Below are 24,039 nucleotides of genomic sequence, written 5' to 3' on the forward strand. Positions count from 1 at the left end.
CCATGTCCGACACCGTCTCCGGCCTCCTGACGATCGCGACGCTGCTCGCGCTCCTCGCCGTGGTCTACGTCCCGCTGGGCGACCACATGGCCCGTGTCTTCACCTCCAGCCGCCACCTGCGCGTCGAGCGAGCCGTCTACCGCGTCGGCGGCATCGACCCCGACGCCGAGCAGAGCGCACGCGGCTACGCGCTGAGCGTGCTCGCGTTCTCCGCCGTGAGCCTCGTGCTGCTCCTCGCCATCCTGGTCGGCCAGTCGGCCCTCCCGTGGAGCCGCGGTCTGCCCGGCATGCCGTGGGACATGGCCGTCAACACGGCGGTCTCGTTCGTCACGAACACCAACTGGCAGTCCTACGCAGGGGAGTCCACCCTCGGGTTCACCGCGCAGGCGGTCGGTCTGACGGTGCAGAACTTCGTCTCCGCCGCGGTCGGCCTCGCGGTGGCCGTCGCGCTCGTTCGGGGACTCGTGCGGACCGAGACGACCACGCTCGGCAGCTTCTGGGTCGACCTCGTCCGTGGGGTCGTACGGATCCTGCTGCCGCTGTCCGCGGTGGCCGCCGTCCTCCTGCTCCTGGCGGGAGTCGTGCAGAACCTCGGCGACGTCACGGTCCGCACCCTCGCCGGCGGCACCCAGGTGGTCCCCGGCGGCCTCGTGGCGAGCCAGGAGGCGATCAAGGAGCTCGGCACCAACGGTGGCGGCTTCTTCAACGCCAACTCGGCCCACCCGTTCGAGAACCCGACGGCCCTCACGAACCTGCTCGAGATCTTCCTGCTGCTCGTGATCCCGGTGTGCCTCACCCGCACCTTCGGGACGCTGACCGGTCGGCGTCGCCAGGGCCTCGTCCTCCTCGGGGTGATGGGCGTCCTGTGGGCCGGCTCCCTGGCCGTGACGACGTGGGCCGAGGTCGGTGGGCAGGGCCAGGCGGCCACGGCTGCCGGGGCGGCGATGGAGGGCAAGGAGACCCGGTTCGGGGAATGGGCCTCGGCCCTGTTCGCCGTCTCGACCACGGGCACGTCGACCGGTGCCGTCAACGCGGCCCACGACTCGTTCTCGCCCCTCGGTGGCGGCGCGGTGCTGACGAACATGATGCTGGGCGAGGTGTCGCCCGGCGGCGTGGGCGCCGGGCTGTACGGCATCCTCGTGGCCGCGATCCTGGCGGTCTTCGTCGCCGGACTGATGGTGGGCCGGACCCCCGAGCTGCTCGGCAAGAAGATCGGCACGAAGGAGATGACCTTCGTGGCGCTCTACACGCTCGCCTCACCCGCCCTGGTGCTCGTGGGGGCCGGCACGGCCATCGCCCTGCCGTCCAGCGTGGCGGCGATGGGCAACCCGGGCGGTCACGGCTTCTCCGAGGTGGTCTACGCGTTCACCTCGGCGGCCAACAACAACGGCAGCGCGTTCGGTGGTCTCACGGTGACGTCGACGTTCTTCCAGCTGACGCTCGCGGCGGCCATGCTGCTCGGCCGGTTCGTGCCGATCGTGCTCGTGGTGCTGCTCGCGGGATCGCTGGCACGCCAGCGTCGCGTGCCGACCACGGCGGGCACGCTGCCCACCGACACCCCGCTGTTCGGGGGGCTGGTCGTGGGCGTCGTGCTCCTCGTCTCCGCGCTCACCTTCTTCCCGACCCTCGCCCTCGGCCCGGTGGCCGAGGCCCTGACAGGAGCCTCCCGATGACCCGCACCTCGGCCACCACCCCGCTGTCGCGGCAGCTTGTCGCGCAGCTGCCGGCCGCGCTGCGCAAGCTCGACCCGCGCCACCTGTGGCGCAGTCCGGTCATGTTCGTCGTCTGGATCGGCTCGCTCGTCACGACGGTCGCGGCGGTGGTCGACCCGAGCGTGTTCACCCTCGCCATCGCCGTCTGGCTGTGGCTGACGGTCGTCTTCGGCAACCTCGCCGAGGCGGTCGCGGAGGGCCGAGGCAAGGCGCAGGCCGACTCGCTGCGTGCTGCCCGCACCGACGTGACCGCCCGGCGGATCGATGCCGACGGCGTCGAGCAGGTGGTGGCCGGGACCGAGCTGCGGGTCGGCGACCGGGTCCGCGTGGCCGCCGGCGAGGTGATCCCGGGCGACGGAGACGTCGTCGAGGGCGTCGCCACCGTCGACGAGTCCGCCATCACCGGGGAGTCCGCCCCCGTCGTCCGCGAGGCCGGCGGCGACCGCTCGGCCGTCACCGGCGGCACGCGCGTGCTGTCCGACGAGATCGTCGTGCGCGTCACGGCTGCGCCGGGGGAGACCTTCCTCGACCGCATGATCTCGCTCGTGGAGGGTGCCGAGCGGCGCAGGACCCCCAACGAGATCGCCCTGTCGATCCTGCTCGTCAGCCTGACCATCATCTTCCTGCTCGCCGTCGTGACCATCGCGCCGATGGCCGACTACGCCGGCGCGCCCCAGCCCACCGTCGTCCTCGTCGCGCTGCTGGTCTGCCTCATCCCGACCACCATCGGGGCGTTGCTGTCCGCGATCGGGATCGCCGGCATGGACCGGCTGGTGCGGGTCAACGTGCTGGCGATGTCCGGCCGCGCGGTGGAGGCCGCGGGAGACGTCAGCACCCTGCTGCTCGACAAGACCGGCACCATCACCTACGGCAACCGCCGAGCGTCGCGGTTCGTGCCGGCCGACGGCGTGACCCTCGCCGAGCTGACCGAGGCGGCGCGGGTGGCCTCGCTGGCCGACCTGACGCCCGAGGGCCGCTCCATCGTCGACCTGGCGGTCGCCGAGACCGGCGGCAGCGGCACGGGCCCGGCCCTGCCGAGCGGCGCGGAGGCCGTCGAGTTCACGGCGCAGACGCGCATGTCCGGTGTCGACCTGCCCGACGGCCGCTCGTTGCGCAAGGGTGCGGGCAGCGCGGTGACCGCGTGGGTCGAGACGCCGCTGTCGCCGACCGTGACCGAGGCGATCGACGAGATCTCCCGCTCCGGTGGCACCCCGCTCGTCGTGGCCGAGCGGCAGGGCGACGACGGGCCGGCCCGGGCCCTCGGCGTCGTGCACCTCAAGGACGTGGTCAAGGAGGGCATGGTCGAGCGGTTCGCGGAGCTGCGACGCATGGGGATCCGGACGGTCATGGTGACGGGCGACAACGCCCTCACCGCCCGGGCGATCGCCGCGGAGGCAGGTGTCGACGACGTGCTGGCCGAGGCGACGCCCGAGGACAAGATGCGCCTCATCCGCGAGGAGCAGTCCGGCGGGCGTCTGGTGGCCATGACCGGTGACGGCACCAACGACGCGCCGGCCCTGGCCGCGGCCGACGTCGGCGTGGCGATGGCGTCGGGGACGTCGGCGGCCAAGGAGGCCGGCAACATGGTCGACCTCGACTCCGATCCCACGAAGCTCATCGACGTCGTGCGCATCGGCAAGCAGCTGCTCATCACCCGCGGTGCGCTCACGACGTTCTCGATCGCCAACGACCTCGCGAAGTACTTCGCGATCGTGCCGGCCATGTTCGTGGCGGCCTACCCGTCGCTCGACACGCTCAACGTGATGCGGCTGGCCACGCCGGAGTCGGCGATCCTCTCGGCCGTCGTGTTCAACGCCCTGGTGATCGTCGCCCTCATCCCCATTGCCCTGAAGGGGGTGCGCAGCCGCGCGGCCGACGCCGCGAGCGTGCTGCGCCGCAACCTGCTGGTGTTCGGCCTCGGCGGCGTCGTCGTCCCCTTCGTCGGCATCAAGCTCATCGACCTGCTCGTCTCTCAGATCCCAGGAATCGGGTGATCGTCGTGCTTCGCGACCTCCTTCGTCAGTCCTTCGCCGCCGCACGGGTGCTCCTCGTGCTCACGGTCCTCCTCGGCGTGCTCTACCCGGCCGCGGTCTGGGCCGTCGGTCGCGCCGTCCCCGACCGCGCCGACGGCAGCCTGCTGCGCGTCGACGGCCAGGTCGTCGGCTCCCGGCTGCTGGGTCAGGCCTTCGAGGGACCCACGTGGTTCCACCCACGACCGTCGGCCGGCTCCTACGACGGCCTCGCGTCGGCACCGTCCAACCTCGGCCCCTCGAACCCCGACCTCGTCGCCGCCATCGAGGAGCGTCGTGCCGCCGTGGCGGCCGAGGAGGGCGTCGAGCCCGCTGCCGTGCCGCCCGACGCGGTCACGGCCTCCGGCTCGGGCCTGGACCCGCACGTCAGTCCCGCGTACGCGGACCTGCAGGTGGCGCGGGTGGCGCGCGAGCGGGGCCTGCCCGTCGAGCAGGTGCGCCGACTGGTCGAGGAGGCGACGTCGGGGCGGGTCCTCGGCTACCTCGGGGAGCCCACCGTGAACGTCCTCGAGCTGAACGCGAGCCTGCCGGGTGCAGACTGAGACCGTGCGCAGCAGCGGGTCGAGCGAACCGGGACGCGGCTGCCTGCGCGTCTACCTGGGCGCTGCGCCGGGGGTGGGCAAGACCTACGCGATGCTCGACGAGGGCGCGCGGCGCGCGGCGCGTGGCACCGACGTCGTCGTCGGCGTCGTCGAGACGCACGGGCGTCAGCGCACCGCGGAGCAGCTGGGCGACCTCGAGGTCGTGCCGCGACGCAGCGTCGAGCACGGTCGGACCACCCTCACCGAGCTCGACGTCGACGCCGTGCTCGCCCGCGCGCCGCAGGTGTGCCTGGTCGACGAGCTCGCCCACACCAACGCGCCCGGCTCCCGGAACACCAAGCGCTGGCAGGACGTGGAGGAGCTGCTCGAGGCCGGCATCGACGTCGTCACCACGGTGAACGTGCAGCACCTGGAGTCGCTCAACGACGTGACCGAGGCGATCACCGGTGTCCGGCAGCGTGAGACCGTGCCCGACTCGTTCGTCCGTGCGGCCGAGGCCATCGAGCTGGTCGACATGAGCCCGTCGGCCCTGCGACGTCGGCTCGCGCACGGCAACGTGTACCCCGCCGACCGCGTCGACGCGGCCCTCTCGCAGTTCTTCCGCGAGGGGAACCTGGCAGCGCTGCGCGAGCTGGCGCTGCTGTGGCTCGCGGAGCGGGTCGACGAGGGGCTCGAGCGCTACCGGGAGCGGCACGAGATCGATGCCACCTGGGCCACGCGCGAGCGGATCATCGTCGGCGTCACGGGCGGGCCGGAGTCGGAGTCGCTCCTGCGCCGCGCCGCGCGCATCGCGTCGCGAGGGACCGCGGCCGAGGGCGGTGCGCCGTGGTCGGCGCTCTACGTCTCGCGTGGCGACGGGCTGCGCCAGACCGGACCGGCCCGGCTGGAGGAGCTGCGACGGACGGTGCAGGACCTCGGTGGGTCCTTCCACACCGCCGTCGGCGACGACGCCGCGACCGCGATCCTCGACTTCGCCCGCGGTCGCAACGCCACCCAGGTGCTGATCGGCGCGAGCCGTCGCGGTCGCCTCTCCACCCTGCTCCGGCCGGGCATCGGGGAGACGATCGTGACCGAGTCCGGCGACATCGACGTGCACATCGTCACGCACGACGAGGCGCGCCGCCGTGAGGCGCGGGTGCGCGAGCAGTCGGCCCTGGGCCACCGGCGCACGCTCGCCGGGTTCGTCGTCGGTGTGCTCGGGCCGTTCGCCCTGGCGGCGCTGCTCCTCGCCACGCCCGAGCTGCACGGCCTGCCCACGGAGGCCATGCTCTTCATGGTGCTCGTCGTCGGCACGGCGCTGCTCGGCGGGCTGCGTCCGGCCGTCGCCGCGTCGCTCGTCAGCGGCGGGGTGCTGAACTACTTCTTCACGCCTCCCGTCCGGACGCTGCGGATCGCCACGGGCGAGAACGCGGTCGCCGTGGTGCTCTTCGTCCTCGTCGGCATCTCGGTGGCACTCGTCGTCGACCGGGCGGCACGGCTCGCGCTGCTGGCGAGGCGAGCCCGCGAGGAGGCCGCCACGTTGAGCGTCCTGGCCCACCAGCTCGTCCATGCGGGCCAGGACCTGGACCGGCTGCTGCGCACGACGGTCGAGCTGGTCGACGTCGACGGCGTGGTCCTGCGCTCGATCGACGGCACGGTCCTGGGGCACCACGGTGAGCTCGTCGGCACGGAGACGGTGGTCCCGGTGGGGGCCGACCACGAGCTGGTCCTCGTCGGGGACGGCGCGCCGGGCGGTGACGACGCCCTGCTGGCCGCCGTCGTCGCCCACGTCACCGTGCTGCTGGAGCGTCGCGCGGCCTCGGCCGTGAAAGCCGAGCAACGGGTGCTGGCCGAGGGGGAGCGGACCAGGACGGCGCTGCTGGCGGCCGTCTCGCACGACCTGCGCACGCCGCTGGCCGCCGTCAAGGCGGCGGTGAGCAGCCTGCGCGACCCGGGCGTCCCCTGGTCCGACCAGGACCGGGCGGACCTCCTGGAGACGATCGAGGACGGCGCGGACCGCCTCGACGCGCTCGTCGTCGACCTGCTCGACATGAGTCGGCTCCAGACCGGTGCCGTGGTGGCCCGCACCGACCCGGTCGACGTCGGCGCGGTCGTGCAGCGGGTCGTGACCGGTGCCGGGGTCGAGGTGGACGTCCCCGACGACCTCCCGGAGGCGCGAGCCGACGCCGCCCTGCTGGAGCGTGTGCTGGCGAACATCGTCGAGAACGCGCTCAAGCACGCGGACGGAGCGACGGTGCGGGTCGACGCCACCGCGGTCGGCGGTCGGGTGGTGGTGCGCGTCGTGGACCGTGGTCCCGGCGTGCCCGAGCAACGTCGCGACGAGATGTTCGCGCCGTTCCAACGTCTCGGCGACGTGCCCCGCGGCTTGGGCGTCGGGCTCGGCCTCGCCGTCGCGCGCGGCCTCACCGAGGCCATGGCAGGCACCCTCACGGCCGAGGACACCCCCGGTGGTGGCCTCACGCTCGTCGTCGAGCTGCCGAGGGCGGTCTCGTGAGTCGCGTGACCCGTCCATACTGGGCGCATGCCGACCGACGTGGACCTCGACCGCACCGAGCAGGCGATGCTGGCGATCGGTGGCTCGGTCGGGCTGTCGGCGCTGCTCGCGCCCACGGTGCTGCAGCGGGTCTTCGGCATCCCGTCCGACCAGCTGACGGGGGCGGGCTCGGTCGGGTGGCGCCTGTTCGGGGCGCGCAACGTCTACCTCTGCGCGAGGGCGCTCACCGGTCACTCCGACGGGCTCGCCGCGTTCGGGCCGCTGCAGGCCCTCGACCAGGTGGTCTTCTGGCACGCCTGGTCCACCCGGGCGGTGCCACGCCCGACCGCCCTGGCCGCTGCGCTGGCCTCCGCCTCCCTGGTGGCGCTCGACGTGCACCGGCGTCGGGGTGCGCGCTGAGCCGGCCCGTCGCCACGGTGGAGACGGAGGTGCGCCGGTGACCGTCGTGCTCGCGGTCGACGACGACGCCGCGATCCTGCGCACCCTCGGCATCGCGATGCGGGCCCGCGGCTACGAGGTCGAGACCGTCGCGGACGGCAGGTCCGCGCTGCAGTCGCTCGCCGAACGGGTGCCCGACGTCGTGCTGCTCGACCTCGGCCTGCCCGACCTGGACGGGACGGAGGTGCTGTGCCGCATCCGTCAGACGTCGCAGGTGCCGGTCGTCGTGCTCTCGGCCCGAGACGAGTCCGACGACAAGGTCGAGGCGCTCGACCTCGGTGCCGACGACTACGTCACGAAGCCGTTCGGGATGGAGGAGCTCCTGGCGCGCGTCCGTGCCGCGGTGCGCCGGGCCCAGCCGACACCGGCCCCGGTGGTGAGGGTCGGTGACCTGGAGCTCGACGTCGAGGACCGCAGGGCTGCGCGTGCGGGTGAGACCGTCCACCTGACCCCGACCGAGTGGAAGATCGTCGAGGTGCTGGCTCGCGCGGAGGGCCGGCTCGTGCGTCAGAGCACGCTGCTGACCGAGGTGTGGGGCCCGTCGTACGAACGGGAGACCCACTACCTGCGGGTGTACCTCGCGCAGCTTCGCCGCAAGCTGGAGGACGACCCCGCCCATCCCCGGATGCTGATCACGGACCCGGGGCTCGGCTACCGCCTGCTCTCGGACCTGTCCTGACGCGATCTTGACGCCCCGCCCGCTGGAGCCTTGACGCCGCTCGGGCGCAGGCTCGAGTCATGATCTCGACAGCGCACCAGCACTCCGACCACACCCCGCCGAGCGAGCCGCGCCCGCCCCGGTCGTTCCACGAGAGCCTCGAGCTGTTCGGTGGCGCGTGGCTGGCCGCAGCGGTCACCACCGCCGTCGGCGGGGTGGCGCTGCTCGGACGCTTCGCGGCCTGAGGCCTCAGGCGGCCAGCACCCTCGCGACGTCCAGCGCCTCGAGGTCGAGCGCGTCGGCCACCGGGCGGTTGTAGAGCCGGCCGGCGTGCGCGTTCAGCCCGAGGGCCAGCGCGGGGTCGGCGGCCAGCGCCGCCTGCCAGCCGTGATCGGCGAGGGCCAGGGCGTAGGGCATCGTGACGTTGGTCAGCGCGTACGTGGAGGTCCGCGGCACGGAGCCCGGCATGTTCGCCACGCAGTAGAAGACCGAGTCGTGGACCCGGAACGTCGGCGCGTCGTGGGTGGTGGGGCGCGAGTCCTCGAAGCAGCCGCCCTGGTCGATCGCGATGTCGACCAGCACGGAGCCGGGCCGCATGGCCGCGACCAGGTCGTTGCTCACCAACGTGGGAGCCTTCGCGCCCGGCAGCAGCACGGCGCCGATCACGAGGTCGGACGACGTGACCGTCCGCTCGATCTCGGCGGCGTTGGAGTGCACCGTGCGCACCCGGCCGGCGAACCGTGCGTCCAGCTCGCGCAGACGCGGCACGCTGAGGTCCAGGATCGTCACGTCGGCCCCCAGGCCGACGGCCATGGTGGCGGCGTGCTCGCCGGAGACGCCACCGCCGATGACGGTGACGGCCGCGGGCAGGGTGCCGGGGACGCCGCCCATGAGCACGCCGCGCCCGCCGTCCTGGCGCATCAGGTGATAGGCGCCGACCTGGGTGGCGAGGCGGCCGGCCACCTCCGACATGGGCGCGAGGAGCGGGAGGGAGCGGTCGGCGCGCTGCACGGTCTCGTAGGCGATCGCGGTGGTGCCGCTGTCGAGCACCGCGCGGGTGCACGCCGGGTCGGCGGCGAGGTGCAGGTAGGTGAACAGCACCTGGCCCTCCCGCATGCGGTGCCACTCCGGCTCGATCGGCTCCTTGACCTTCATGACCATGTCGGTGGTGCCCCAGACCTCGTCGGGGTCGTCCAGCACGGAGGCGCCGGCGGCCCGGTACTCCTCGTCGGGCATCGAGGATCCCAGGCCGGCACCGGCCTGCACCACGACGTCGTGGCCGTGGGCGACCAGCTCGCGGACGCCCTCGGGCGTCATCGCGACGCGGTACTCGTGGTTCTTGATCTCCGTAGGAACGCCGATACGCATGGACCTATCGTGAACTTTCGACTCGAAAGACCGCAAGAAACCTGAAGATCATTCTGTAGAGTGCACCTCGTTCCGTGTGCTGACCGACTCCCAGCCCCGCGAGGTGGCGCCGTGCCGAAGGATGTTCGACCACTCGACGACGTCGACCGGCGGCTGGTCGCCCTGCTCCAGCAGGACGGCCGCCTCCCCAACAACGAGCTGGCCCGCCGGGTGGGCGTCGCGCCGTCGACGTGCCTGGGCCGGGTGCGGTCGCTCGTGGAGCGCGGGGTGGTGCGCGGCGTCCACGCCGACGTCGACCCGGCGGTTCTCGGGCTCGAGATCCAGGCCATGATCGCGGTGTCCCTGACGCGCGACTCGCGCACGTCGCTGCCGGACTTCGCGCCCGTCATGGCGTCGCGGGCCTACGTGCTGAACACCTTCTACGTGTCCGGCTCCTACGACTACCTGCTCCACGTGGGGTGCGCGGACACCGAGGACCTGCGCGACATCGTCAACGAGGTGAGCGGCCTGCCGCAGGTCGCGGGCACCGAGACCCACCTGATCTTCGAGCACCGGGCGGGCCGGGCCGCTACCTCGGCGGCGCCCTGATGCGTCAGTCGAGGTCGTCGGAACGGACGAGCCGTCGGCGCACCGAGAGCAGCTCGAGCTCAGGTCGGGAGGCGAGCATCCGCTCGGCCCGGTCGAGCACGGACTCGGCGTGCGACCGGTCACCCGAGGTGAGTGCCACCCCGACCAGTGCGCGCTGGTAGAGGTCGAGGTGGCCGACCTCGGCCACGGAGACCTCGAGCGCACGTCGCAGCTCGTGGACCACGGGCCGCACCACGCCACGCTTGGCCTTGAGCGAGTGCACGTCGCCGAGCAGCAGCTCGGCCTCCAGCCAGCCCACCCACATCCGCGTCATCGCCCGGTCAGGCGCGCGAGGCCCGCAGCTCGTCGACGAGGGTCGGGCGTGACGGCGTCCAGCCGAGGCTCCGCGCCTTGGCGCCGTCGGCCTGCTGGTCGAGCAGGAGGGCGTCGCCGAAGGCCTCGCCGAGCCGCTCGTGGACCGTCTCGGTGGTGGTGCCCGCCACCGCGTCCGCAAGGGCCAGTCCGAGGTCGCGCACGCTGGGGGAGTGGCCGCTGACGCCGAGCAGGTGTCCGTGGCCCTCGCCGGAGGTGAGGACGAGCGCGTAGAGCTCGGCGAGGTCGTCGACGTGCACCGTGGCCCAGTGCTGCTCGCCGCTGCCGACGAGCTCGAGAGCGCCCTCGCCGGTGCGCTGGGCGTGGACGAGGAGCTGGGGGATGCCCTGGTCCGGTGCGTGGACGACGCCCGGCTCGACCACCGTGGCGCGCACGTCGGCATCGAGCAGCCGCTGCTCGCGCTCGCGTCGCCAGGCCGTCAGGGCGGGTGGGGCCGGAGGGGTCTGCTCGGTGATCGCGTCGCCGTCGCCGTAGGTCCAGACCCCGCCGGTGTGGACGAAGGGCCGGGACGTCCCGCCGAACGCCGAGACCACGGCGTCGACGACCGCGTCGTCCAGGGCCGGCGACGTCGCGTCCCCCGGCGAGGCGGTGTGCACCGCACCGTCGTGCTCGCGCAGGGTCGCGGAGAGCCATGCGACGTCGGTGAGGTCGCCCTCGAGCGCCGTGGCACCCGCGGCCGCCACGGTCTCGGCCGAGTCGGCGCTGCGCACCACGGCCGTGACGTCGTGGCCGTCGTCGACGAGGCGGCGCAGCACGGCGCCGCCGATGAACCCGGTTCCCCCGGTCAGCAGGATCTTCATGGAGAGGTCAACGCCGACCCCGACGCGACTGTTCCGCGGCGTCGGTCAGCCGAGGATCTCCATGAGCCAGTGCTCCTTCTTCTTCGGCTTGCGGTAGCGGTCGCCCCGATACTTGTCGTCCCGGTACCGGTCGTCGGGGCGGTCGTAGCCGAACGTGCGGTCGTCGTCGCGGTGCGCGACACGGGGCGCCGTCGGGGGAGCGGGAGCGGGAGCGGGGGCGATGTCGGTGGCGACGCGATCGAGGATCTTGTCGAGCTCGCCGCGGTCGAGCCACACGCCTCGGCACTCGGGGCAGTAGTCGATCTCGACGCCGGACCGCTCGCTCATGGTCAACGTGGCACCGTCAGTGGGGCACTTCATGGTGGAACCTCCTGCCGGGCACAACGTCCGGGACGTGGTGTCGGTTCCCGCGCCCCTGCGTCCGACGAGATCGGGGAAAAAGCGACGTGGCTCCGAGCGATGCTCGGAGCCACGTCGGTGGTACACCCCCTCGGACTCGAACCGAGAACCCATTGATTAAGAGTCAATTGCTCTGCCAATTGAGCTAGAGGTGCGCGCGAGGAAGTACATTACCAGCCGTCCTCGGCGTGACGAAATCAGGGGCGACGGCCCAGCAGCTCGAGCAGGGCGTGGGCGGCGTTGTGGCCTCCGATGCCGCTGACCGCACCACCTCGTCGGGCGCCACTGCCGCACAGCAGCACCCGGTCGTGCGCCGTCGCCACGCCCCACCGCTGCGCCGGGGAGTCCGCCGCCTCGTCGTCCTCGAGCCACGGCCAGGCGAGGTCGCCGTGGAAGATGTGCCCGCCGGGCATCGCGAGCGCGGCCTCGACGTCGGCCGGGGTCTTCACCTCGACGCCCAGGACCAGCGGCTCCAGCGGCTCGGCCAGGTGGGCGTCGATCGCGGTCAGGAACCGGCGGTACTCGCGCTCGGCCGCGCCGTCGTCGAGCAGGTTCTCGTAGGGCGTGTGCAGCCCGAAGTAGGTGAGCGTCTGGGCCTCGGACGCGGCGAGCTCGGGGCCGAGGATCGAACGGTCGGTGAGCGTGTGGCAGTAGAGCTCGCCGGACGCGAACGGCTGCTCGCCCTGCGCTGCAGCGGCGTGCAGCGCCTCCACCTGGCTCATCGCCTCGTCGACGTGGAACGTCCCTGCGAAGGCGACTGCGGGGTCGTCGCCGGAGCGCAGGCGGGGGAGCCGGGACACGAGCAGGTTGATCTTGAGCTGCGACCCGGTCGGTCGGGTCGGGCCCTCCTGGTCACCGGGCCGAGGTGGCCACATCAGGGGGTCCAACGCATGTGGGGCGATCCCGGAGAGCACGTACTGCGCCTCGACCAGAAGCTGTCCGTCCGCGTCCTTCGCATCGAGGTTCACGTGGGCCGGCTCCGGCGGGTCGAAGTCGTCGAGGTCGCGCAGACCCTCGTGCTCGGCCACCGGATGAACCGAGGTCACCGTCGTGCCCGTCGAGATCCGCACACCGGCCTCGCGGGCCACCCGCTCGAGCTCTCCCGTCACGGCACCCATGCCACCGACGGGCACCCGCCACTCGCCCGTCCCGTTGCCCACCAGGTGGTACAGGAAGCAGCGGTTCTGCGCGAGCGAGGGGTCGTGCAGCGACGCGAACGTGCCGATGAGCCCGTCGGTGCCCACGACGCCGCGCACCAGGTCGTCGTCGAAGCGCCGCTCGAGCGCGACCCCGAGCGGCTGCTCGACGACGTCGGTCCAGACCTGCTGGTCGACGACCGGACCGAGGTCGGCCCGCCGGGGGAGGGGCCGCAGGAAGGTCGGGGCCACGGCGTCGGCCAGCGTCGCCACCTCGCCGTAGAACGCCTGCCACGCCTCGAAGGCGTCGTCGGAGCCGGTCAGCTCCCGGAACGAGGCGCGCGTGGCGTCGCCCGCGTCGGTCTCGACCAGCAGGCCGTGGGCCTCGCCGTCGCGCTCGTACGGCGTGTACGAGGCGGTGTCGCGCGAGCGCAGCTCCAGCCGCAGGCCCAGGTCGTCGACGAGCGCCTGCGGCATGAGGCTGACGAGGTAGGAGTACCGCGACAGGCGGGCATCGTGCTCGGGGAAGGTCTGTGCGCTGACCGCCGCGCCGCCCACGTGGTCGAGCCGCTCGAGCAGCAGCACGTCGAGCCCGGCACGGGCGAGGTACGTGGAGGCGACGAGGGAGTTGTGCCCGCCACCGACGACCACGACGTCGGCCGAGAGCTCGCGAGGCTCGACATACCCCTCAGGGGCGAAGGCCGTCCATCCGGAACCGGGAGTACCGAACCACTCGCTGGGCATGGGCCCAGCCTGCCAGAGTTCGGTGCACACAAGGGCAGGTCAGCGGTGCGGAAAGCCCTTGCCCTGGTCGATCTGCCGTCGCACCTCACGCAGGGCCCGTGCGACCTCGGGGTCGGTCTCCTCGTGGCGCCGCGAGCGTCCGAGCAGGTCGGTCTGGTGCTGCAGCACGAGCCAGACGACCACGAGGACCGCCACGACCAGGCCGGTCAGGATCCACCACCACATGCTGCGACCGTACGGGAGTCTCGCCGGGGGTGGAACCGTTGCGCGATCAGACCGGACTGGCGGGTAGCGCGCCGGGTTCCTAGGGTGTCCGGATGACCTCGGGGGAGAACATGGATCAGCCCACTCCTGGCCAGCCGACTCCTGACCAGCCCGCCTCGGACGTGTCCGGCAGGACCGGGCTCGAGCCGGCGGCGCGCTGGAAGCTGATCGGCCCGGGCCTCGTCGTGGCCGGCACCGGCGTGGGCGCGGGCGACCTCGTCGCCACGCTGTCGGCCGGGGCGAAGTTCGGCTACGCGCTGCTGTGGGCCGTCGTGCTCGGCACGGTCTTCAAGATCGCGCTCGTGGAGGGGGCCGGCCGCTACGTGCTGGCCTCGGGCCGCACGATCTTCCAGGGCTGGCGCTCGCTCGGCCGCTGGACGGGCTGGTACTTCGGGCCGTACATCGTCATCTGGGGCCTCGTGTACGGCGCGACCGCCATGTCGTCGTCGGCGCTGCCTCTCGTGGCGCTGTTCCCGAACGGGCCGGACCTCAAGGTCTGGGCGATCGGCATGGGTCTCGTCGGGTTCGCGATCGTGTGGCTCGGTCGCTACGGCTTCGTCGAGAAGATCGTCGCGCTGTTCGTGGGGATCATGTTCCTGACGGTGGTCGGGGCGGCGGTGCTGGCCACGCCGAACCTGCCCGACATGCTCCCCGGCCTGGTGCCCACGATCCCCGACGGTGCCCTCGTGAACACCTTGGCCGTCGCAGGTGGCGTCGGCGGCACGATCACGCTCGCCGCGTACGGCTACTGGCTGCGCGAGAAGGGCTGGGCCTCGCCCGGCTGGATGCGCGTCATGCGGCTCGACAACGGCGTGGCCTACGCCGTGACCGGGGTGTTCGTCGTGGCCATGCTCATCGTGGGTGCCGAGCTGCTCTACAGCGCCAACATCGCCCTCGCCACGGGCGACAAGGCCCTGGTGGACCTCTCCGACGTGCTCGACGAACGGTACGGGGAGGTGTTCGGCAAGGTCTTCCTGCTCGGCTTCTGGGCGTCGTCGTTCTCGTCGCTCATCGGCGTGTGGAACGGCGTGAGCCTCATGTTCGCCGACTACCTCGGCACGTCGCGCGGGCTGGCCAAGGACGACCCGCGGATGCTCTCGGGCGGCTCGTACTACAGGGCCTACGTCCTGTGGCTCACGTTCCCGCCCATGGCGCTGCTGTTCCTCAACGAGCCGGTCGGGATCATCCTGGCGTACGGCGTGCTGGGCGCGATCTTCATGCCGTTCCTCGCCATCACCCTCCTCGGGCTGCTGAACTCCGACCGCACGCCGCGGGAGTGGCGCAACGGCGTCACCGGCAACGTGGCGCTGGGCGCCTGCGCCCTGCTGTTCCTGGCCGTGGGCGCGAACGAGCTCTACAAGGCCGTCACCGGGGTGTTCTGAGCGGTCGGCACCGACCGTGGCAGCGCGTCAGCCCTGGCAGAACAGCTGGCCGTACGGCCCGGTCGTCGTCCGCTGCTCGGTGACCTTGCCGTCGACGGTGATGGTGCAGGTCATGCTCACGCTGGCCGGCCCCGCCTGCAGGAACATCTGGGCGTAGTCCGGGCGGCCGTAGACGCGGGTGCTGAGCGACCACGATCGGCCGACCCCCCGCACGACACCGCTCGGACGGTCCCGGCTGGTGGGGATGTTGTAGCCGACCACGCCGATCGGGTCGGAGGACCGGACGCTCAGGGTGATGCGATGGGCGCGGACGTTCAGGACGCCGCCCGACCCGGACAGACCGGTCGGTTCCTCGGCACGGACGACCGACGGTCGCACGAGGCCGGAGGTGGCGTCGGCGGCCTCCGCCGCGGTGGTCATGGACGGCGACGAGGTGGGCCTGGGCACCGTCGGGGTGCCCCCGTCCGGTCCTGCGGCCCCCGGACCACCGGCAGGCCCGTCGCCGGAGCCGCCCGGCAGCGGGACGACGAGGGCCACCAGCACGAGCAGCGCGGCGACGACGGCCGCGGCGGCCACGGGGTGGCGTCGAACGAGCTCCATGAGCAGGACAACGACGGCGCGGCGCCGGGGTTAGGCGAGGCCGGCCGCTGCTCGGGACGCGCGCCTCAGGCGTCCCTGATTGACTGGAGCCATGCGCCCCGTACCCCTGTCGCCCCACACCCGTCAGACCGCGCTCGACGCGATGGAGCAGCAATCGCTCGACGTCCTGGTGATCGGCGGTGGCGTGGTGGGTGCCGGGTCGGCGCTCGACGCGGCGACCCGGGGCCTCTCGGTCGGTCTCGTGGAGGCGCGCGACTTCGCGTCGGGCACGTCGAGCCGCTCCAGCAAGCTCATGCACGGCGGGCTGCGCTACCTCGAGATGCTCGACTTCAGGCTCGTCGCGGAGGCCCTGAAGGAGCGTGGGCTCAACCTGCAGAAGCTGGCACCGCACCTGGTCCGCGAGGTGGCGTTCCTCTACCCGCTGCAGCACCGCGGGTGGGAGCGCTTCTACGCCGGCTCGGGCGTGGCGTTGTACGACGCGATGAGCAAGGCGTCCGGCTACGGCAAGGGTGTGCCGCTGCACCGCCACCACACCCGCCGCGGCGCGCGCAAGATCTTCCCCGGCCTGCGCAAGGACGCGCTCGTGGGCGCCCTGCGGTACTACGACGCCCAGGTCGACGACGCCCGGCACACCATGTTCCTGGCCCGCACCGCAGCGGCCTACGGCGCGCACGTGGCCAGCCGCACCCGCGTCGTCGACCTGATCCGCGAGGGCGGGCGGGTCACCGGCGCCCGGCTCAAGGACCTGGAGTCCGGCCGTGAGCTCGACGTCCGCGCCGCCGTGGTGATCAACGCCACCGGTGTCTGGACCGACGAGACGCAGGGCATGGCGGCCGAGCGCGGACAGTTCCACGTGCGGGCGTCGAAGGGGATCCACCTCGTGGTGCCGCGCGACCGCATCCGCGGCGAGGGCGGCCTGATCCTGCGCACCGAGAAGTCGGTGCTCTTCGTCATCCCGTGGGGACGGCACTGGGTGATCGGCACCACCGACACCGACTGGGACCTCTCGAAGGACCACCCTGCGGCCAGCCGCAGCGACATCGACTACCTGCTCGAGCACGTCAACACGGTGCTCGTGGAGCCGCTCACGCACGCCGACGTCGAGGGCGTCTACGCCGGGCTGCGGCCGCTGCTGGCCGGGGAGTCCGACGCCACCAGCAAGCTGTCGCGCGAGCACGCGGTCTCCACCAGCACCAAGGGCCTCGTGGTCATCGCCGGCGGCAAGTACACGACCTACCGCATCATGGCCAAGGACGCCGTCGACGCCGCCGTGCACGGCATGACCCACCAGCTCGACCGCAACGTGCCGGGCTCCTGCACGGAGGACGTGCCCCTCCTCGGCGCCGACGGCTACGAGGCGCTGTGGAACCAGCGGCACCGGCTCGCCGAGGACAGCGGCCTGAACGTCGGCCGCATCGAGCACCTGCTGCACCGGTACGGATCGCTGGTGGTCGAGGTCCTCGACCTCGTGGCCACCGATCCGTCGCTCGGCGAGCCGCTGACCGGCGCCGACGACTACCTGCGCGCCGAGGTCGTCTACGGCACCACTCACGAGGGCGCGCGCCACCTCGACGACATCATCGCCCGGCGTACCCGCATCTCCATCGAGACCTTCGACCGTGGCACCGAGGTCGCCCGCGAGGTGGCGTCGCTCATGGGCGACGCGCTCGGCTGGACCGACGACCAGCGCGAGCTCGAGGTCGAGCACTACCTCAAGCGGGTCGCCGCCGAGCGGGAGTCCCAGACGATGCCCGACGACGAGACCGCGGACGCCGCGCGCATGGGTGCGGCCGACGTCGTTCCGGTCGCCACGGCCGACGGCGGGGGAGCGGGCCCAGGAGCGGACACGGCGTCGTGATGCACGATCCGCCGCCGGGAGCTCTCGACGGCCTGGATCTCGCCGACGACCCCGACGCGGGTCCGTCTCCCCTCCTGCGCACGCTCGTCCCCGTGGTGGCGACGCTGGTCCTGGTCGCGCTCGCGGTCGGCGGGTTCGCGCTGGTCTCGCACCTCACGAAGGACGTGCGCACCGAGACCGGCAGCATCGACCTCGGCGACGCACGCCAGCTCGCTCTCCAGCTGCCCTCGGCCGACGTGCGGGTCGTGCAGGGCGACGTGGCGTCGCCGACGTACTCGGCCCGGGTCACGAGCGGCCTGCTCGAGACCGACTTCGCCCTGGGACGCCGCGGGAGCGTGGTCCAGGTCGTGGCCGACTGCCGGGCGTGGCTGAGCCCGGGCTGCGGTGTCGACCTGACGATCACGGTGCCGGAGGGTCTGCAGGTCGACGTCGTCGGCGGGAGCGGTGACGTCGAGGTGGCCGGTCTCACCGCCGGCGTCGTCACGATCCGCGCGAGCGAGGGCGACGTCGACCTCGACGGCCTGGGTGTCCAGGACCTGACCGTGACCACCGGGTCGGGTGACGTCGAGGCCACGTTCGCCGATCAGCCGTTCGCGGTGAAGGTGACCACGGGCAGCGGCGACGTCGACCTCGGCCTGCCCGACGGGGACCGGCCCTACGAGGTGGAGGCGACGTCGAGCAGTGGAGACGTCGAGGGGGTCGGCGCCGGTGCGGGAACCGACGGCTCCCCGGCCGGGGACGGGGACGTGCAGGAGGGGGCGCGCCTCGTGCTCGTGCGCAGCGACTCCGGCGACGTGGAGATCGACCGCGGGCCCTGACGAGGCCCCGAACATGACGACGCCCCCACCGCGAGCGGTGGGGGCGTCGTGCGTCTCGTCGTGGTGACGAGAAGGAATCAGACGGGGCGGATGTTGGCCGCCTGCAGGCCCTTCTGGCCCTGCTCGACGTCGAACTCGACCTTCTGGTTCTCCTCGAGCGAACGGTAGCCGTTCGCCTGGATGGCGCTGAAGTGAGCGAAGACGTCCTCGCCGCCCTCGTCGGGAGCGATGAAGCCGAAGCCCTTGTCAGCGTTGAACCACTTGACGGTTCCAGTAGCCATGATGTTTCTCCTTGCGGTGGTGCGCATACGCGTGTCGTATGCGACGGGGGTGTCGCGACGCGCATCAACCGGGAGAAGCGGAGCATCCGGGGGAACCCGGGTGCTCGATCTTTCTGGCACAACCAACGTCTACAACTGCTGACAACCCTACACGGTGCCCGAGCCGATGACGAAGCCCCCGGACCGGGCGGGTCCGGGGGCTTCGTTCGACGGGGTGGACGACGGGACTTGAACCCGCGGCCACCGGCACCACAAGCCGGTGCTCTACCAACTGAGCTACGCCCACCATGCGCGGCGGAACCCCGCCACGGCGTGGACGATCATAGCCCACGGTCGTGGGGGTCCTGGACGGTGGCCCGTCAGGAGTCGGACGGGCCCAACGTCGGCTTCTCGGTGATCTGCGTGGCGACGGTGCGAGCGGTGTCGGAGTCGGGCCCGGGGTCGGGCACGAAGACGGTGCGTCGGTAGTAGCGCAGCTCGTCGATGCTGTCGGCGATGTCCTCCAGGGCGCGGTGGTGGCCGGCCTTCGGGGGAGCGGCGAAGTAGGCCCGGGGGAACCACTGGCGAGCCAGCTCCTTGATGGAGGAGACGTCGACGACCCGGTAGTGCAGGAAGCTCTCGAGCTCGGTCATGTCGCGGGCGAGGAAGGCGCGGTCGGTGCCGATGGTGTTGCCGGCGAGGGGTGCCTTGCGGGGCTCCTTCACGAACTGGCGCACGTAGTCGAGCACCTGCTCCTCGGCGTCGCGCAGCGTCGTCCCGGCGTCGAGCTCGGTGATGAGTCCCGACGCGGTGTGCATGCGGGTGACGACCTCGTTCATCTGCTCGAGCGCCTTCGCCGGCGGCTTGATCACCAGGTCCACGCCGTCGCCGAGCACGTTCAGCTCGTAGTCGGTGACCAGGGCCGCGACCTCGACGAGGGCGTCGTCCTCCAGGGAGAGTCCGGTCATCTCGCAGTCGATCCACACCAGCTTGTCGTTCACGCCTGGCACCTTAGGCCATGGTGCGGGGCCGACGAGGCCGCCGGGCACGGGACCACGGCGGGTAGCCTTCCGGGGAACCGAGGGGACGCGACGATCGTTGTGCCCCACGACAGGCGGACCGCCCCTGCTTCCGCCGTGCCCCACGACGCCGCACAGGAGCCAGACCACGTGAGCAACGACCGCAAGCAGCGAGCCGAGCAGATGCGCAAGGAGCGCGAGAAGGCCGAGAAGCGCCAGCGCAACGTCATCACGGTGGCCATCGTGGTCGTCGTGATCGCGCTGGTCGCCGTCGGTGGCTACGCCATCAAGACGACGTCGGACCAGAACGCCAAGAACACCGACCTGGTCGCGCCCAAGAACGCCACCGAGGACTACGGCATCGTCTACGACACCGCCGCGGCAGGTGGCGAGGCGACCGCCGACGCCGAGCCGGTCGAGGTCGAGCTGTACGAGGACTTCCAGTGCCCCGCCTGCAGTTCCTTCGAGCAGGCGTCCGGCGCCTTCCTCAAGCAGCAGGTGGAGTCCGGTGCCATCACGATCGTCTACCGCCCCTTCTCGTTCCTCGACGGCCAGAGCCTGAACGAGTACTCCTCGCGCTCGACCAACGCGGCGATCTGTGCCCTCGACTCCGGAGGCGTCGAGGACTACGTGGCCGTGCACGACTACCTCTACGCCAACCAGCCCGACGAGGGCACCGCCGGCCCCGAGAACTCGGCCCTGGTCGAGGCGCTCGACGGCCTCGGGATCACGGGTGTCGAGCAGTGCGTGAAGACGGAGAAGTTCGTCCCGTGGATCGAGAAGGCCAAGGAGACGGCGCAGGACGGCGACCGTGAGGTCAGTGGCACCCCGACCGTCTACGTCGGTGGCAAGAAGGTCGAGGACGTCAGCCCGGCCGGTCTGCAGCAGGCCATCACCTCCGCTGCCTGACTCCGCTCGTCCCGAAGGGCCCCGCACCTCGTGCGGGGCCCTTCGTGCGTCACGCGACGGCGATCCCGGCCGCCGCGGCCAGGACGCACGCGCACGCCGTGCCCGCGGCGTGGGCGACGGCAGCACCTCCGCGCCCGCGCAGGGCGAGCCGCGCGGAGTCCAGGCTTGCCGTGCTGAAGGTGGTGTAGCCGCCCAGGAAGCCGGTGGCGACCACCGTCTGGGTGAGGCCCGACGTCGAGCCGACCACGACGCCGATGGCGAACGAGCCGGTCAGGTTGACCACCACGACGCCCCAGGGGAGTCGCGACCCGAGTCGCCCGGTCACGACGGCGTCGACGACGAACCTGGCGGCGGAGCCGAGCCCGCCTGCCAGTGCGATGAGCAGCGTGGTCACGGGCGCCACCCCCGTCCTCGACCGGCCCGTCCCCGAGCAGCTCTTCTCCTGCGCCACGTCCGCCCCGTCGCCACGCCCAGGACGGACGCCGCGAAGCCACCCGCCACCGTCGCGAGCGCGTAGGAGAGTGCGAGGGCCGGCTCTCCGGTCGCGACCAGACGTTCCGTCTCCAGGGCGAAGGCGCTGTAGGTGGTGAAGCCACCGAGGAAGCCGGTCCCGAGGAGCAGGCGCAGGTCCCGACGGCGGCCGTGGTCGGCCCCGGGGCGGGTGAGCAGCTCGAGCAGGAGGCCGAGGGTGAAGGCGCCGACCACGTTCGCCGCGAGGGTGCCGACCGGGAGCCGGTCGACGGAGCCGAGCGCGACCTGGACGCCGTGGCGTGCGGCCGACCCGCCCGCGCCGCCCAGCGCCACCAGCGCGACGAGCAACGGTCGCAGGTGCGCCGGTCGTGGCGCGGCAGCCGCGGTGCGCGGATCGTCGACGTCGAGATCGGGATCGTCGGGGATCTCGGGGAATCCGGACATGCCTCTCCTGTCGTCGGACAGGAAACCATCAGCCACGGTCGGCGGTTCGGAGCACGGGGCTCCCGGCGGGATCCATCGCCGCACCGAAGTCTAGCCACCGTCGGCCGCCGAGGGCGGGCACGAACGGCGGTGCTCCTGGGGTAGAACGGGAGCATGGACGTCAGTCGGCTGGTGCTCGGCACCATGTACTTCGGCACCCGGACCGACGAGCGGACCTCTCGGGCGCTCCTCGACCGCTTCGTCGACGCCGGGGGGACCACCCTCGACACCGCGAACTGCTACTCGTTCTGGTCCGACCCGTCGGGTCACGGCGGGCAGAGCGAGGAGACGCTCGGTCGGTGGCTCGCCGCCGACGGCTCCCGGCGCGACCGGGTTCAGCTGGCCACGAAGGTGGGGGTGGAGCCGCTCGACCACCCGCGCCCCGACGGCGCCACGGTCGAGGGGCTGTCGGCCGACGTCGTGCGGGCCGGCTGCGAGGCGAGCCTGCGTCGGCTCGGGGTGGACGTGATCGACCTGTACTGGGCGCACGGTGAGGACCGGGGAACGCCGCTGGAGGAGTCGGTCGAGGCGTTCGGTGCCCTCGTGCAGGCCGGGTCGGTCCGACGCCTCGGGGTCTCCAACCACCCGACGTGGCGGGTCGAGCGCGGGCGTTCGATCGCGCTGGACCGCGGACTCGAGCCCTGGACGGCGCTCCAGCTGACCACCTCGTACCTGCATCCCCGGCCCGGTGCCGCGGTGGAGGGCAAGGACCACCGCTTCGGCTTCGTGACCGACGAGACGATCGACTACGTCGCCGAGCACCCCGACGTGGAGCTGTGGGCGTACTCGCCGCTCGTCCAGGGTGCGTACGACCGCGCCGACCGACCCTTCCCCGAGCCGTACGAGCACCCGGGCTCCACCCGGCGGCTGGCGGTGCTCGACGAGGTCTCAGCCGACCACGGCGTGCCCCGCTCGGTGGTCGTGCTCGCCTGGCTGATGGCCTCGCAGCCGCAGATCCGCCCCATCGTCGGGGTGAGCGGGGTCGAGCAGCTCGACTCCGCCCTCCGCGTCGCCGACGTCGACCTCACGCCCGACGAGCTCGCCGCCCTCGACGCACCGGCCTGAGCCCCCATCGGTGCCTGAGCAACGTCAGGAGGCGTTCTGCGGTTGCGGATCCACCGACAGACGGCTGAGCGCCCCCGGCAGGAATCGAACCTGCGACCCAGAGATGAGAAGGCGGGGCCCAGTGTCCGAGGCGGCTGAGCGCCCCCGGCAGGAATCGAACCTGCGACCCAGAGATTAGAAGGCTCTTGCTCTATCCAACTGAGCTACGGGGGCTTGACCCCAGCCTAATCGGGGGGAGGGCCTGCGTGGCAGAGGGCGGGGGAGGACCGGTTCGCCTAGGCTCCTGCGGGTGAGCCAGCCCTACGCCGACGACGTCGCCGTGCCGCAGGAGGCGGGCCGCGGGGAGATCCCGCGCCGACTGCCCCGCTACCGCGAGACACCGCGCCAGCGCGGCCGGACCCTCCTCATGGTGCTCGTCGGCATCGGCGTCGTGATCGGGCTCGTCGCGGTCGGCATCTTCGCCGCCAGCGCGGGCGACGCCGAGGGCGCGCGGCTGGCCGTCCTGTACGCCTTCATCCCGCTGCCCGTGCTGTGGCTCGTGTACTGGTGGCTGGACCGCTACGAGCCGGAGCCCCGTCGCTACAAGGTGGCGGCCTTCGTGTGGGGTGGGGTCGGCGCCGTCGCGATCGCACTGGTCGTCCAGCTCGTCGTGGCCGAGGTGGCCGACCTCACCGACCAGCAGCTGGCCTCGTTCGTCGCGCCCCTGTCGGAGGAGCCGGCGAAGGGCCTCTTCCTGCTGTTCACCTTCCTGCGCTGGCGACGCATCATCGACGGCTTCCTCGACGGGCTCGTCGTCGCCGGGCTCGTCGGCCTCGGCTTCGCCTTCGTGGAGAACATCGGCTACTACGCCGCCAGCTACCTCGGATCGCCCGAGATCCCCGTCGCCGGCGCCGAAGGTGCTGCGGGCACGTTCTTCGTGCGCGGCGTCGTGAGCCCGTTCGCGCACCCGCTGTTCACCTCCGCCTTCGGCATCGCCCTCGGCCTGGCGGTCCTGGTCCGCTCGAAGGTCCTCAAGGTGGTGATCGGCGTGCTCGGCATGGCCGTCAGCGTCGCCCTGCACGGCCTCTGGAACGCCTCGCTGTCCTACGGCGGCGGCGCCGGGTTCGTCCTGGTGTACCTGGCCCTCGGCCTCGTGCTGCTGGTCGTCGGCGTGATCGCCGTCGTCACGCGCGTCCGGCAGGTGCGCACGCTCGAGCGCTCGCTGTCCTACGTGGCCGAGCGTGGCTGGATCCACCCGGCGGAGATCCCCTACCTCTCGCGGTTCTCGTACCGCAAGAAGGCCAGGAAGCACGCCCGTTCCAGCCACGGTCGGGTGGCCGGGAAGGTCGTGCGGCGCTACCAGCGCCTGGCCACCGAGATGGCCTTCCTGCACGACGCGATCATGAGCGGCCACGCCAAGCCGCACGGGGTCGAACGGACGTACGCGCTGCTCGACGCCATGTACGCGTTGCGCCCCGCGCTCAGGCTTCCGCCGCCGCTGCCGGTGGCCCACCGCGCCGTCCCGCACGCGTGAGGGCGTGGGAGCGGCGCGCGAGTGGTGTCCGGTCCACTAACCTGGTCCCCAGCCCTGGGGCGGGAGAGAACCCAGGTCGTCGACGTCAGGACGGGAGGACCGCCGGTGCCCAGCGA

At 72.3% G+C, this 24,039-nt stretch carries 25 protein-coding genes and 3 tRNA genes; 14 read left to right on the forward strand and 14 right to left on the reverse strand.

Annotated features, from left to right (window positions below; translation table 11 throughout):
• The first annotated feature begins 2 nt into the window (after positions 1-2).
• From kdpA to RQG84_RS11740, 7 genes are read left to right on the forward strand one after another with little or no spacing between them, the layout of a single operon-like run.
• Positions 3-1,673, forward strand: a complete 1,671-nt coding sequence (gene kdpA, locus RQG84_RS11710) for a potassium-transporting ATPase subunit KdpA (RefSeq protein ID WP_311210178.1) — start codon at positions 3-5, stop codon at positions 1,671-1,673.
• Positions 1,670-3,706 (forward strand): potassium-transporting ATPase subunit KdpB, encoded by a 2,037-nt coding sequence (gene kdpB, locus RQG84_RS11715; RefSeq protein WP_311210179.1) that lies wholly within the window; start codon positions 1,670-1,672, stop codon positions 3,704-3,706. The genes kdpA and kdpB overlap by 4 nt, the downstream gene beginning before the upstream one ends.
• On the forward strand, positions 3,706-4,284 hold the full coding sequence (gene kdpC / locus RQG84_RS11720; protein WP_396135296.1) for a potassium-transporting ATPase subunit KdpC: 579 nt from the start codon (positions 3,706-3,708) through the stop codon (positions 4,282-4,284). The genes kdpB and kdpC overlap by 1 nt, the downstream gene beginning before the upstream one ends.
• Positions 4,274-6,778: an ATP-binding protein gene (locus RQG84_RS11725; protein ID WP_311210180.1), complete on the forward strand. Its 2,505-nt coding sequence runs from the start codon at positions 4,274-4,276 to the stop codon at positions 6,776-6,778. The genes kdpC and RQG84_RS11725 overlap by 11 nt, the downstream gene beginning before the upstream one ends.
• A 27-nt stretch (positions 6,779-6,805) precedes the next feature.
• Positions 6,806-7,177, forward strand: a complete 372-nt coding sequence (locus tag RQG84_RS11730; RefSeq protein ID WP_311210181.1) for a hypothetical protein — start codon at positions 6,806-6,808, stop codon at positions 7,175-7,177.
• Positions 7,178-7,214: 37 nt separating this feature from the next.
• Positions 7,215-7,895, forward strand: coding sequence for a response regulator (locus tag RQG84_RS11735; protein WP_311210182.1), 681 nt, complete (start codon positions 7,215-7,217; stop codon positions 7,893-7,895).
• Between the two features lie 59 nt (positions 7,896-7,954).
• Positions 7,955-8,119 carry a hypothetical protein gene (locus tag RQG84_RS11740; protein ID WP_311210183.1) on the forward strand — a complete coding sequence of 55 codons (165 nt, stop codon included), beginning with the start codon at positions 7,955-7,957 and terminating at the stop codon, positions 8,117-8,119.
• A 4-nt stretch (positions 8,120-8,123) separates the two neighbouring features.
• Here RQG84_RS11740 and ald read toward each other — a convergent pair whose 3' ends face one another.
• Positions 8,124-9,242, reverse strand: a complete 1,119-nt coding sequence (gene ald, locus RQG84_RS11745) for an alanine dehydrogenase (protein ID WP_056553145.1) — start codon at positions 9,240-9,242, stop codon at positions 8,124-8,126.
• Positions 9,243-9,353: 111 nt separating this feature from the next.
• Here ald and RQG84_RS11750 point away from each other — a divergent pair, with 111 nt between their 5' ends.
• The gene (locus tag RQG84_RS11750; protein WP_056580318.1) at positions 9,354-9,830 is read left to right on the forward strand and encodes an Lrp/AsnC family transcriptional regulator; all 477 of its coding nucleotides are present in this window, start codon (positions 9,354-9,356) and stop codon (positions 9,828-9,830) included.
• 4 nt (positions 9,831-9,834) lie between these two features.
• Here the strand turns inward: RQG84_RS11750 and RQG84_RS11755 are convergent, their stop codons facing one another.
• From RQG84_RS11755 to RQG84_RS11780, 6 genes are all read right to left on the reverse strand, one after another.
• Positions 9,835-10,143, reverse strand: coding sequence for a DUF503 domain-containing protein (locus RQG84_RS11755; protein ID WP_311210184.1), 309 nt, complete (start codon positions 10,141-10,143; stop codon positions 9,835-9,837).
• A gap of 7 nt (positions 10,144-10,150) precedes the next feature.
• Positions 10,151-11,002 carry an NAD-dependent epimerase/dehydratase family protein gene (locus RQG84_RS11760; RefSeq protein WP_055964849.1) on the reverse strand — a complete coding sequence of 284 codons (852 nt, stop codon included), beginning with the start codon at positions 11,000-11,002 and terminating at the stop codon, positions 10,151-10,153.
• 45 nt (positions 11,003-11,047) lie between these two features.
• Positions 11,048-11,362 (reverse strand): zf-TFIIB domain-containing protein, encoded by a 315-nt coding sequence (locus RQG84_RS11765; protein ID WP_311210185.1) that lies wholly within the window; start codon positions 11,360-11,362, stop codon positions 11,048-11,050.
• Between the two features lie 118 nt (positions 11,363-11,480).
• Positions 11,481-11,556 (reverse strand) — tRNA-Lys (locus RQG84_RS11770).
• A gap of 42 nt (positions 11,557-11,598) precedes the next feature.
• Positions 11,599-13,281: an NAD(P)/FAD-dependent oxidoreductase gene (locus RQG84_RS11775; RefSeq protein WP_311210186.1), complete on the reverse strand. Its 1,683-nt coding sequence runs from the start codon at positions 13,279-13,281 to the stop codon at positions 11,599-11,601.
• Between the two features lie 39 nt (positions 13,282-13,320).
• Entirely contained in the window at positions 13,321-13,506 is a 186-nt protein-coding gene (locus RQG84_RS11780; protein WP_311210187.1) for a hypothetical protein, read from the reverse strand.
• Between the two features lie 92 nt (positions 13,507-13,598).
• Between RQG84_RS11780 and RQG84_RS11785 the strand changes: the two genes are divergently transcribed.
• The gene (locus tag RQG84_RS11785; RefSeq protein ID WP_311210188.1) at positions 13,599-14,927 is read left to right on the forward strand and encodes an Nramp family divalent metal transporter; all 1,329 of its coding nucleotides are present in this window, start codon (positions 13,599-13,601) and stop codon (positions 14,925-14,927) included.
• A gap of 27 nt (positions 14,928-14,954) precedes the next feature.
• Here RQG84_RS11785 and RQG84_RS11790 read toward each other — a convergent pair whose 3' ends face one another.
• Positions 14,955-15,527, reverse strand: coding sequence for a hypothetical protein (locus RQG84_RS11790; protein ID WP_311210189.1), 573 nt, complete (start codon positions 15,525-15,527; stop codon positions 14,955-14,957).
• Positions 15,528-15,618: 91 nt separating this feature from the next.
• Between RQG84_RS11790 and RQG84_RS11795 the strand changes: the two genes are divergently transcribed.
• Both RQG84_RS11795 and RQG84_RS11800 read left to right on the forward strand, forming a co-directional pair.
• Entirely contained in the window at positions 15,619-17,385 is a 1,767-nt protein-coding gene (locus tag RQG84_RS11795; RefSeq protein WP_311210190.1) for a glycerol-3-phosphate dehydrogenase/oxidase, read from the forward strand.
• Positions 17,385-18,203 (forward strand): DUF4097 family beta strand repeat-containing protein, encoded by an 819-nt coding sequence (locus RQG84_RS11800; RefSeq protein WP_311210191.1) that lies wholly within the window; start codon positions 17,385-17,387, stop codon positions 18,201-18,203. Before RQG84_RS11795 ends, RQG84_RS11800 begins: the two co-directional genes overlap by 1 nt.
• A 77-nt stretch (positions 18,204-18,280) precedes the next feature.
• Here the strand turns inward: RQG84_RS11800 and RQG84_RS11805 are convergent, their stop codons facing one another.
• The 3 genes from RQG84_RS11805 to orn all read right to left on the reverse strand — a co-directional run bounded on the left by RQG84_RS11805 (position 18,281) and on the right by orn (position 19,464).
• Complete coding sequence (locus RQG84_RS11805) at positions 18,281-18,484, reverse strand: cold-shock protein (RefSeq protein ID WP_055964870.1); 204 nt, start codon at positions 18,482-18,484, stop codon at positions 18,281-18,283.
• 213 nt (positions 18,485-18,697) lie between these two features.
• Positions 18,698-18,770, reverse strand: a tRNA-His gene (locus tag RQG84_RS11810).
• A gap of 73 nt (positions 18,771-18,843) precedes the next feature.
• The gene (gene orn, locus RQG84_RS11815; RefSeq protein ID WP_311210192.1) at positions 18,844-19,464 is read right to left on the reverse strand and encodes an oligoribonuclease; all 621 of its coding nucleotides are present in this window, start codon (positions 19,462-19,464) and stop codon (positions 18,844-18,846) included.
• Between the two features lie 168 nt (positions 19,465-19,632).
• Between orn and RQG84_RS11820 the strand changes: the two genes are divergently transcribed.
• Positions 19,633-20,391 (forward strand): thioredoxin domain-containing protein, encoded by a 759-nt coding sequence (locus RQG84_RS11820; protein ID WP_311210193.1) that lies wholly within the window; start codon positions 19,633-19,635, stop codon positions 20,389-20,391.
• 49 nt (positions 20,392-20,440) lie between these two features.
• Here the strand turns inward: RQG84_RS11820 and RQG84_RS11825 are convergent, their stop codons facing one another.
• On the reverse strand, positions 20,441-20,785 hold the full coding sequence (locus tag RQG84_RS11825; RefSeq protein ID WP_311210194.1) for a CrcB family protein: 345 nt from the start codon (positions 20,783-20,785) through the stop codon (positions 20,441-20,443).
• Positions 20,782-21,306, reverse strand: a complete 525-nt coding sequence (gene crcB / locus RQG84_RS11830) for a fluoride efflux transporter CrcB (protein ID WP_311210195.1) — start codon at positions 21,304-21,306, stop codon at positions 20,782-20,784. Before crcB ends, RQG84_RS11825 begins: the two co-directional genes overlap by 4 nt.
• Positions 21,307-21,459: 153 nt before the next feature.
• Here crcB and RQG84_RS11835 point away from each other — a divergent pair, with 153 nt between their 5' ends.
• Positions 21,460-22,410, forward strand: coding sequence for an aldo/keto reductase (locus RQG84_RS11835; protein ID WP_311210196.1), 951 nt, complete (start codon positions 21,460-21,462; stop codon positions 22,408-22,410).
• Positions 22,411-22,549: 139 nt separating this feature from the next.
• Here the strand turns inward: RQG84_RS11835 and RQG84_RS11840 are convergent.
• Positions 22,550-22,623: transfer RNA gene (locus tag RQG84_RS11840), tRNA-Arg, on the reverse strand.
• Positions 22,624-22,699: 76 nt separating this feature from the next.
• Here RQG84_RS11840 and RQG84_RS11845 point away from each other — a divergent pair.
• Positions 22,700-23,923 (forward strand): PrsW family intramembrane metalloprotease, encoded by a 1,224-nt coding sequence (locus tag RQG84_RS11845; protein WP_311210197.1) that lies wholly within the window; start codon positions 22,700-22,702, stop codon positions 23,921-23,923.
• The last annotated feature ends 116 nt before the right edge of the window (positions 23,924-24,039 follow it).

Origin of the sequence: Aeromicrobium sp. WCS2018Hpa-31 (assembly GCF_031843905.1) — a bacterium.
Classification (GTDB): Bacteria; Actinomycetota; Actinomycetes; order Propionibacteriales; family Nocardioidaceae; genus Aeromicrobium.

What these genes read in the sequence shown, in the direction of transcription:
- kdpA (WP_311210178.1), top strand. Translation starts at nt 3, where the DNA reads ATGTCCGACACCGTCTCCGGCCTCCTGACGATCGCGACGCTGCTCGCG.
- kdpB (WP_311210179.1), top strand. Translation starts at nt 1,670, where the DNA reads ATGACCCGCACCTCGGCCACCACCCCGCTGTCGCGGCAGCTTGTCGCG.
- RQG84_RS11730 (WP_311210181.1), top strand. Translation starts at nt 6,806, where the DNA reads ATGCCGACCGACGTGGACCTCGACCGCACCGAGCAGGCGATGCTGGCG.
- RQG84_RS11740 (WP_311210183.1), top strand. Translation starts at nt 7,955, where the DNA reads ATGATCTCGACAGCGCACCAGCACTCCGACCACACCCCGCCGAGCGAG.
- ald (WP_056553145.1), bottom strand. Translation starts at nt 9,242, where the DNA reads ATGCGTATCGGCGTTCCTACGGAGATCAAGAACCACGAGTACCGCGTC.
- RQG84_RS11755 (WP_311210184.1), bottom strand. Translation starts at nt 10,143, where the DNA reads ATGACGCGGATGTGGGTGGGCTGGCTGGAGGCCGAGCTGCTGCTCGGC.
- RQG84_RS11760 (WP_055964849.1), bottom strand. Translation starts at nt 11,002, where the DNA reads ATGAAGATCCTGCTGACCGGGGGAACCGGGTTCATCGGCGGCGCCGTG.
- RQG84_RS11765 (WP_311210185.1), bottom strand. Translation starts at nt 11,362, where the DNA reads ATGAAGTGCCCCACTGACGGTGCCACGTTGACCATGAGCGAGCGGTCC.
- RQG84_RS11775 (WP_311210186.1), bottom strand. Translation starts at nt 13,281, where the DNA reads ATGCCCAGCGAGTGGTTCGGTACTCCCGGTTCCGGATGGACGGCCTTC.
- RQG84_RS11780 (WP_311210187.1), bottom strand. Translation starts at nt 13,506, where the DNA reads ATGTGGTGGTGGATCCTGACCGGCCTGGTCGTGGCGGTCCTCGTGGTC.
- RQG84_RS11785 (WP_311210188.1), top strand. Translation starts at nt 13,599, where the DNA reads ATGACCTCGGGGGAGAACATGGATCAGCCCACTCCTGGCCAGCCGACT.
- RQG84_RS11790 (WP_311210189.1), bottom strand. Translation starts at nt 15,527, where the DNA reads ATGGAGCTCGTTCGACGCCACCCCGTGGCCGCCGCGGCCGTCGTCGCC.
- RQG84_RS11795 (WP_311210190.1), top strand. Translation starts at nt 15,619, where the DNA reads ATGCGCCCCGTACCCCTGTCGCCCCACACCCGTCAGACCGCGCTCGAC.
- RQG84_RS11800 (WP_311210191.1), top strand. Translation starts at nt 17,385, where the DNA reads ATGCACGATCCGCCGCCGGGAGCTCTCGACGGCCTGGATCTCGCCGAC.
- RQG84_RS11805 (WP_055964870.1), bottom strand. Translation starts at nt 18,484, where the DNA reads ATGGCTACTGGAACCGTCAAGTGGTTCAACGCTGACAAGGGCTTCGGC.
- crcB (WP_311210195.1), bottom strand. Translation starts at nt 21,306, where the DNA reads ATGTCCGGATTCCCCGAGATCCCCGACGATCCCGATCTCGACGTCGAC.
- RQG84_RS11835 (WP_311210196.1), top strand. Translation starts at nt 21,460, where the DNA reads ATGGACGTCAGTCGGCTGGTGCTCGGCACCATGTACTTCGGCACCCGG.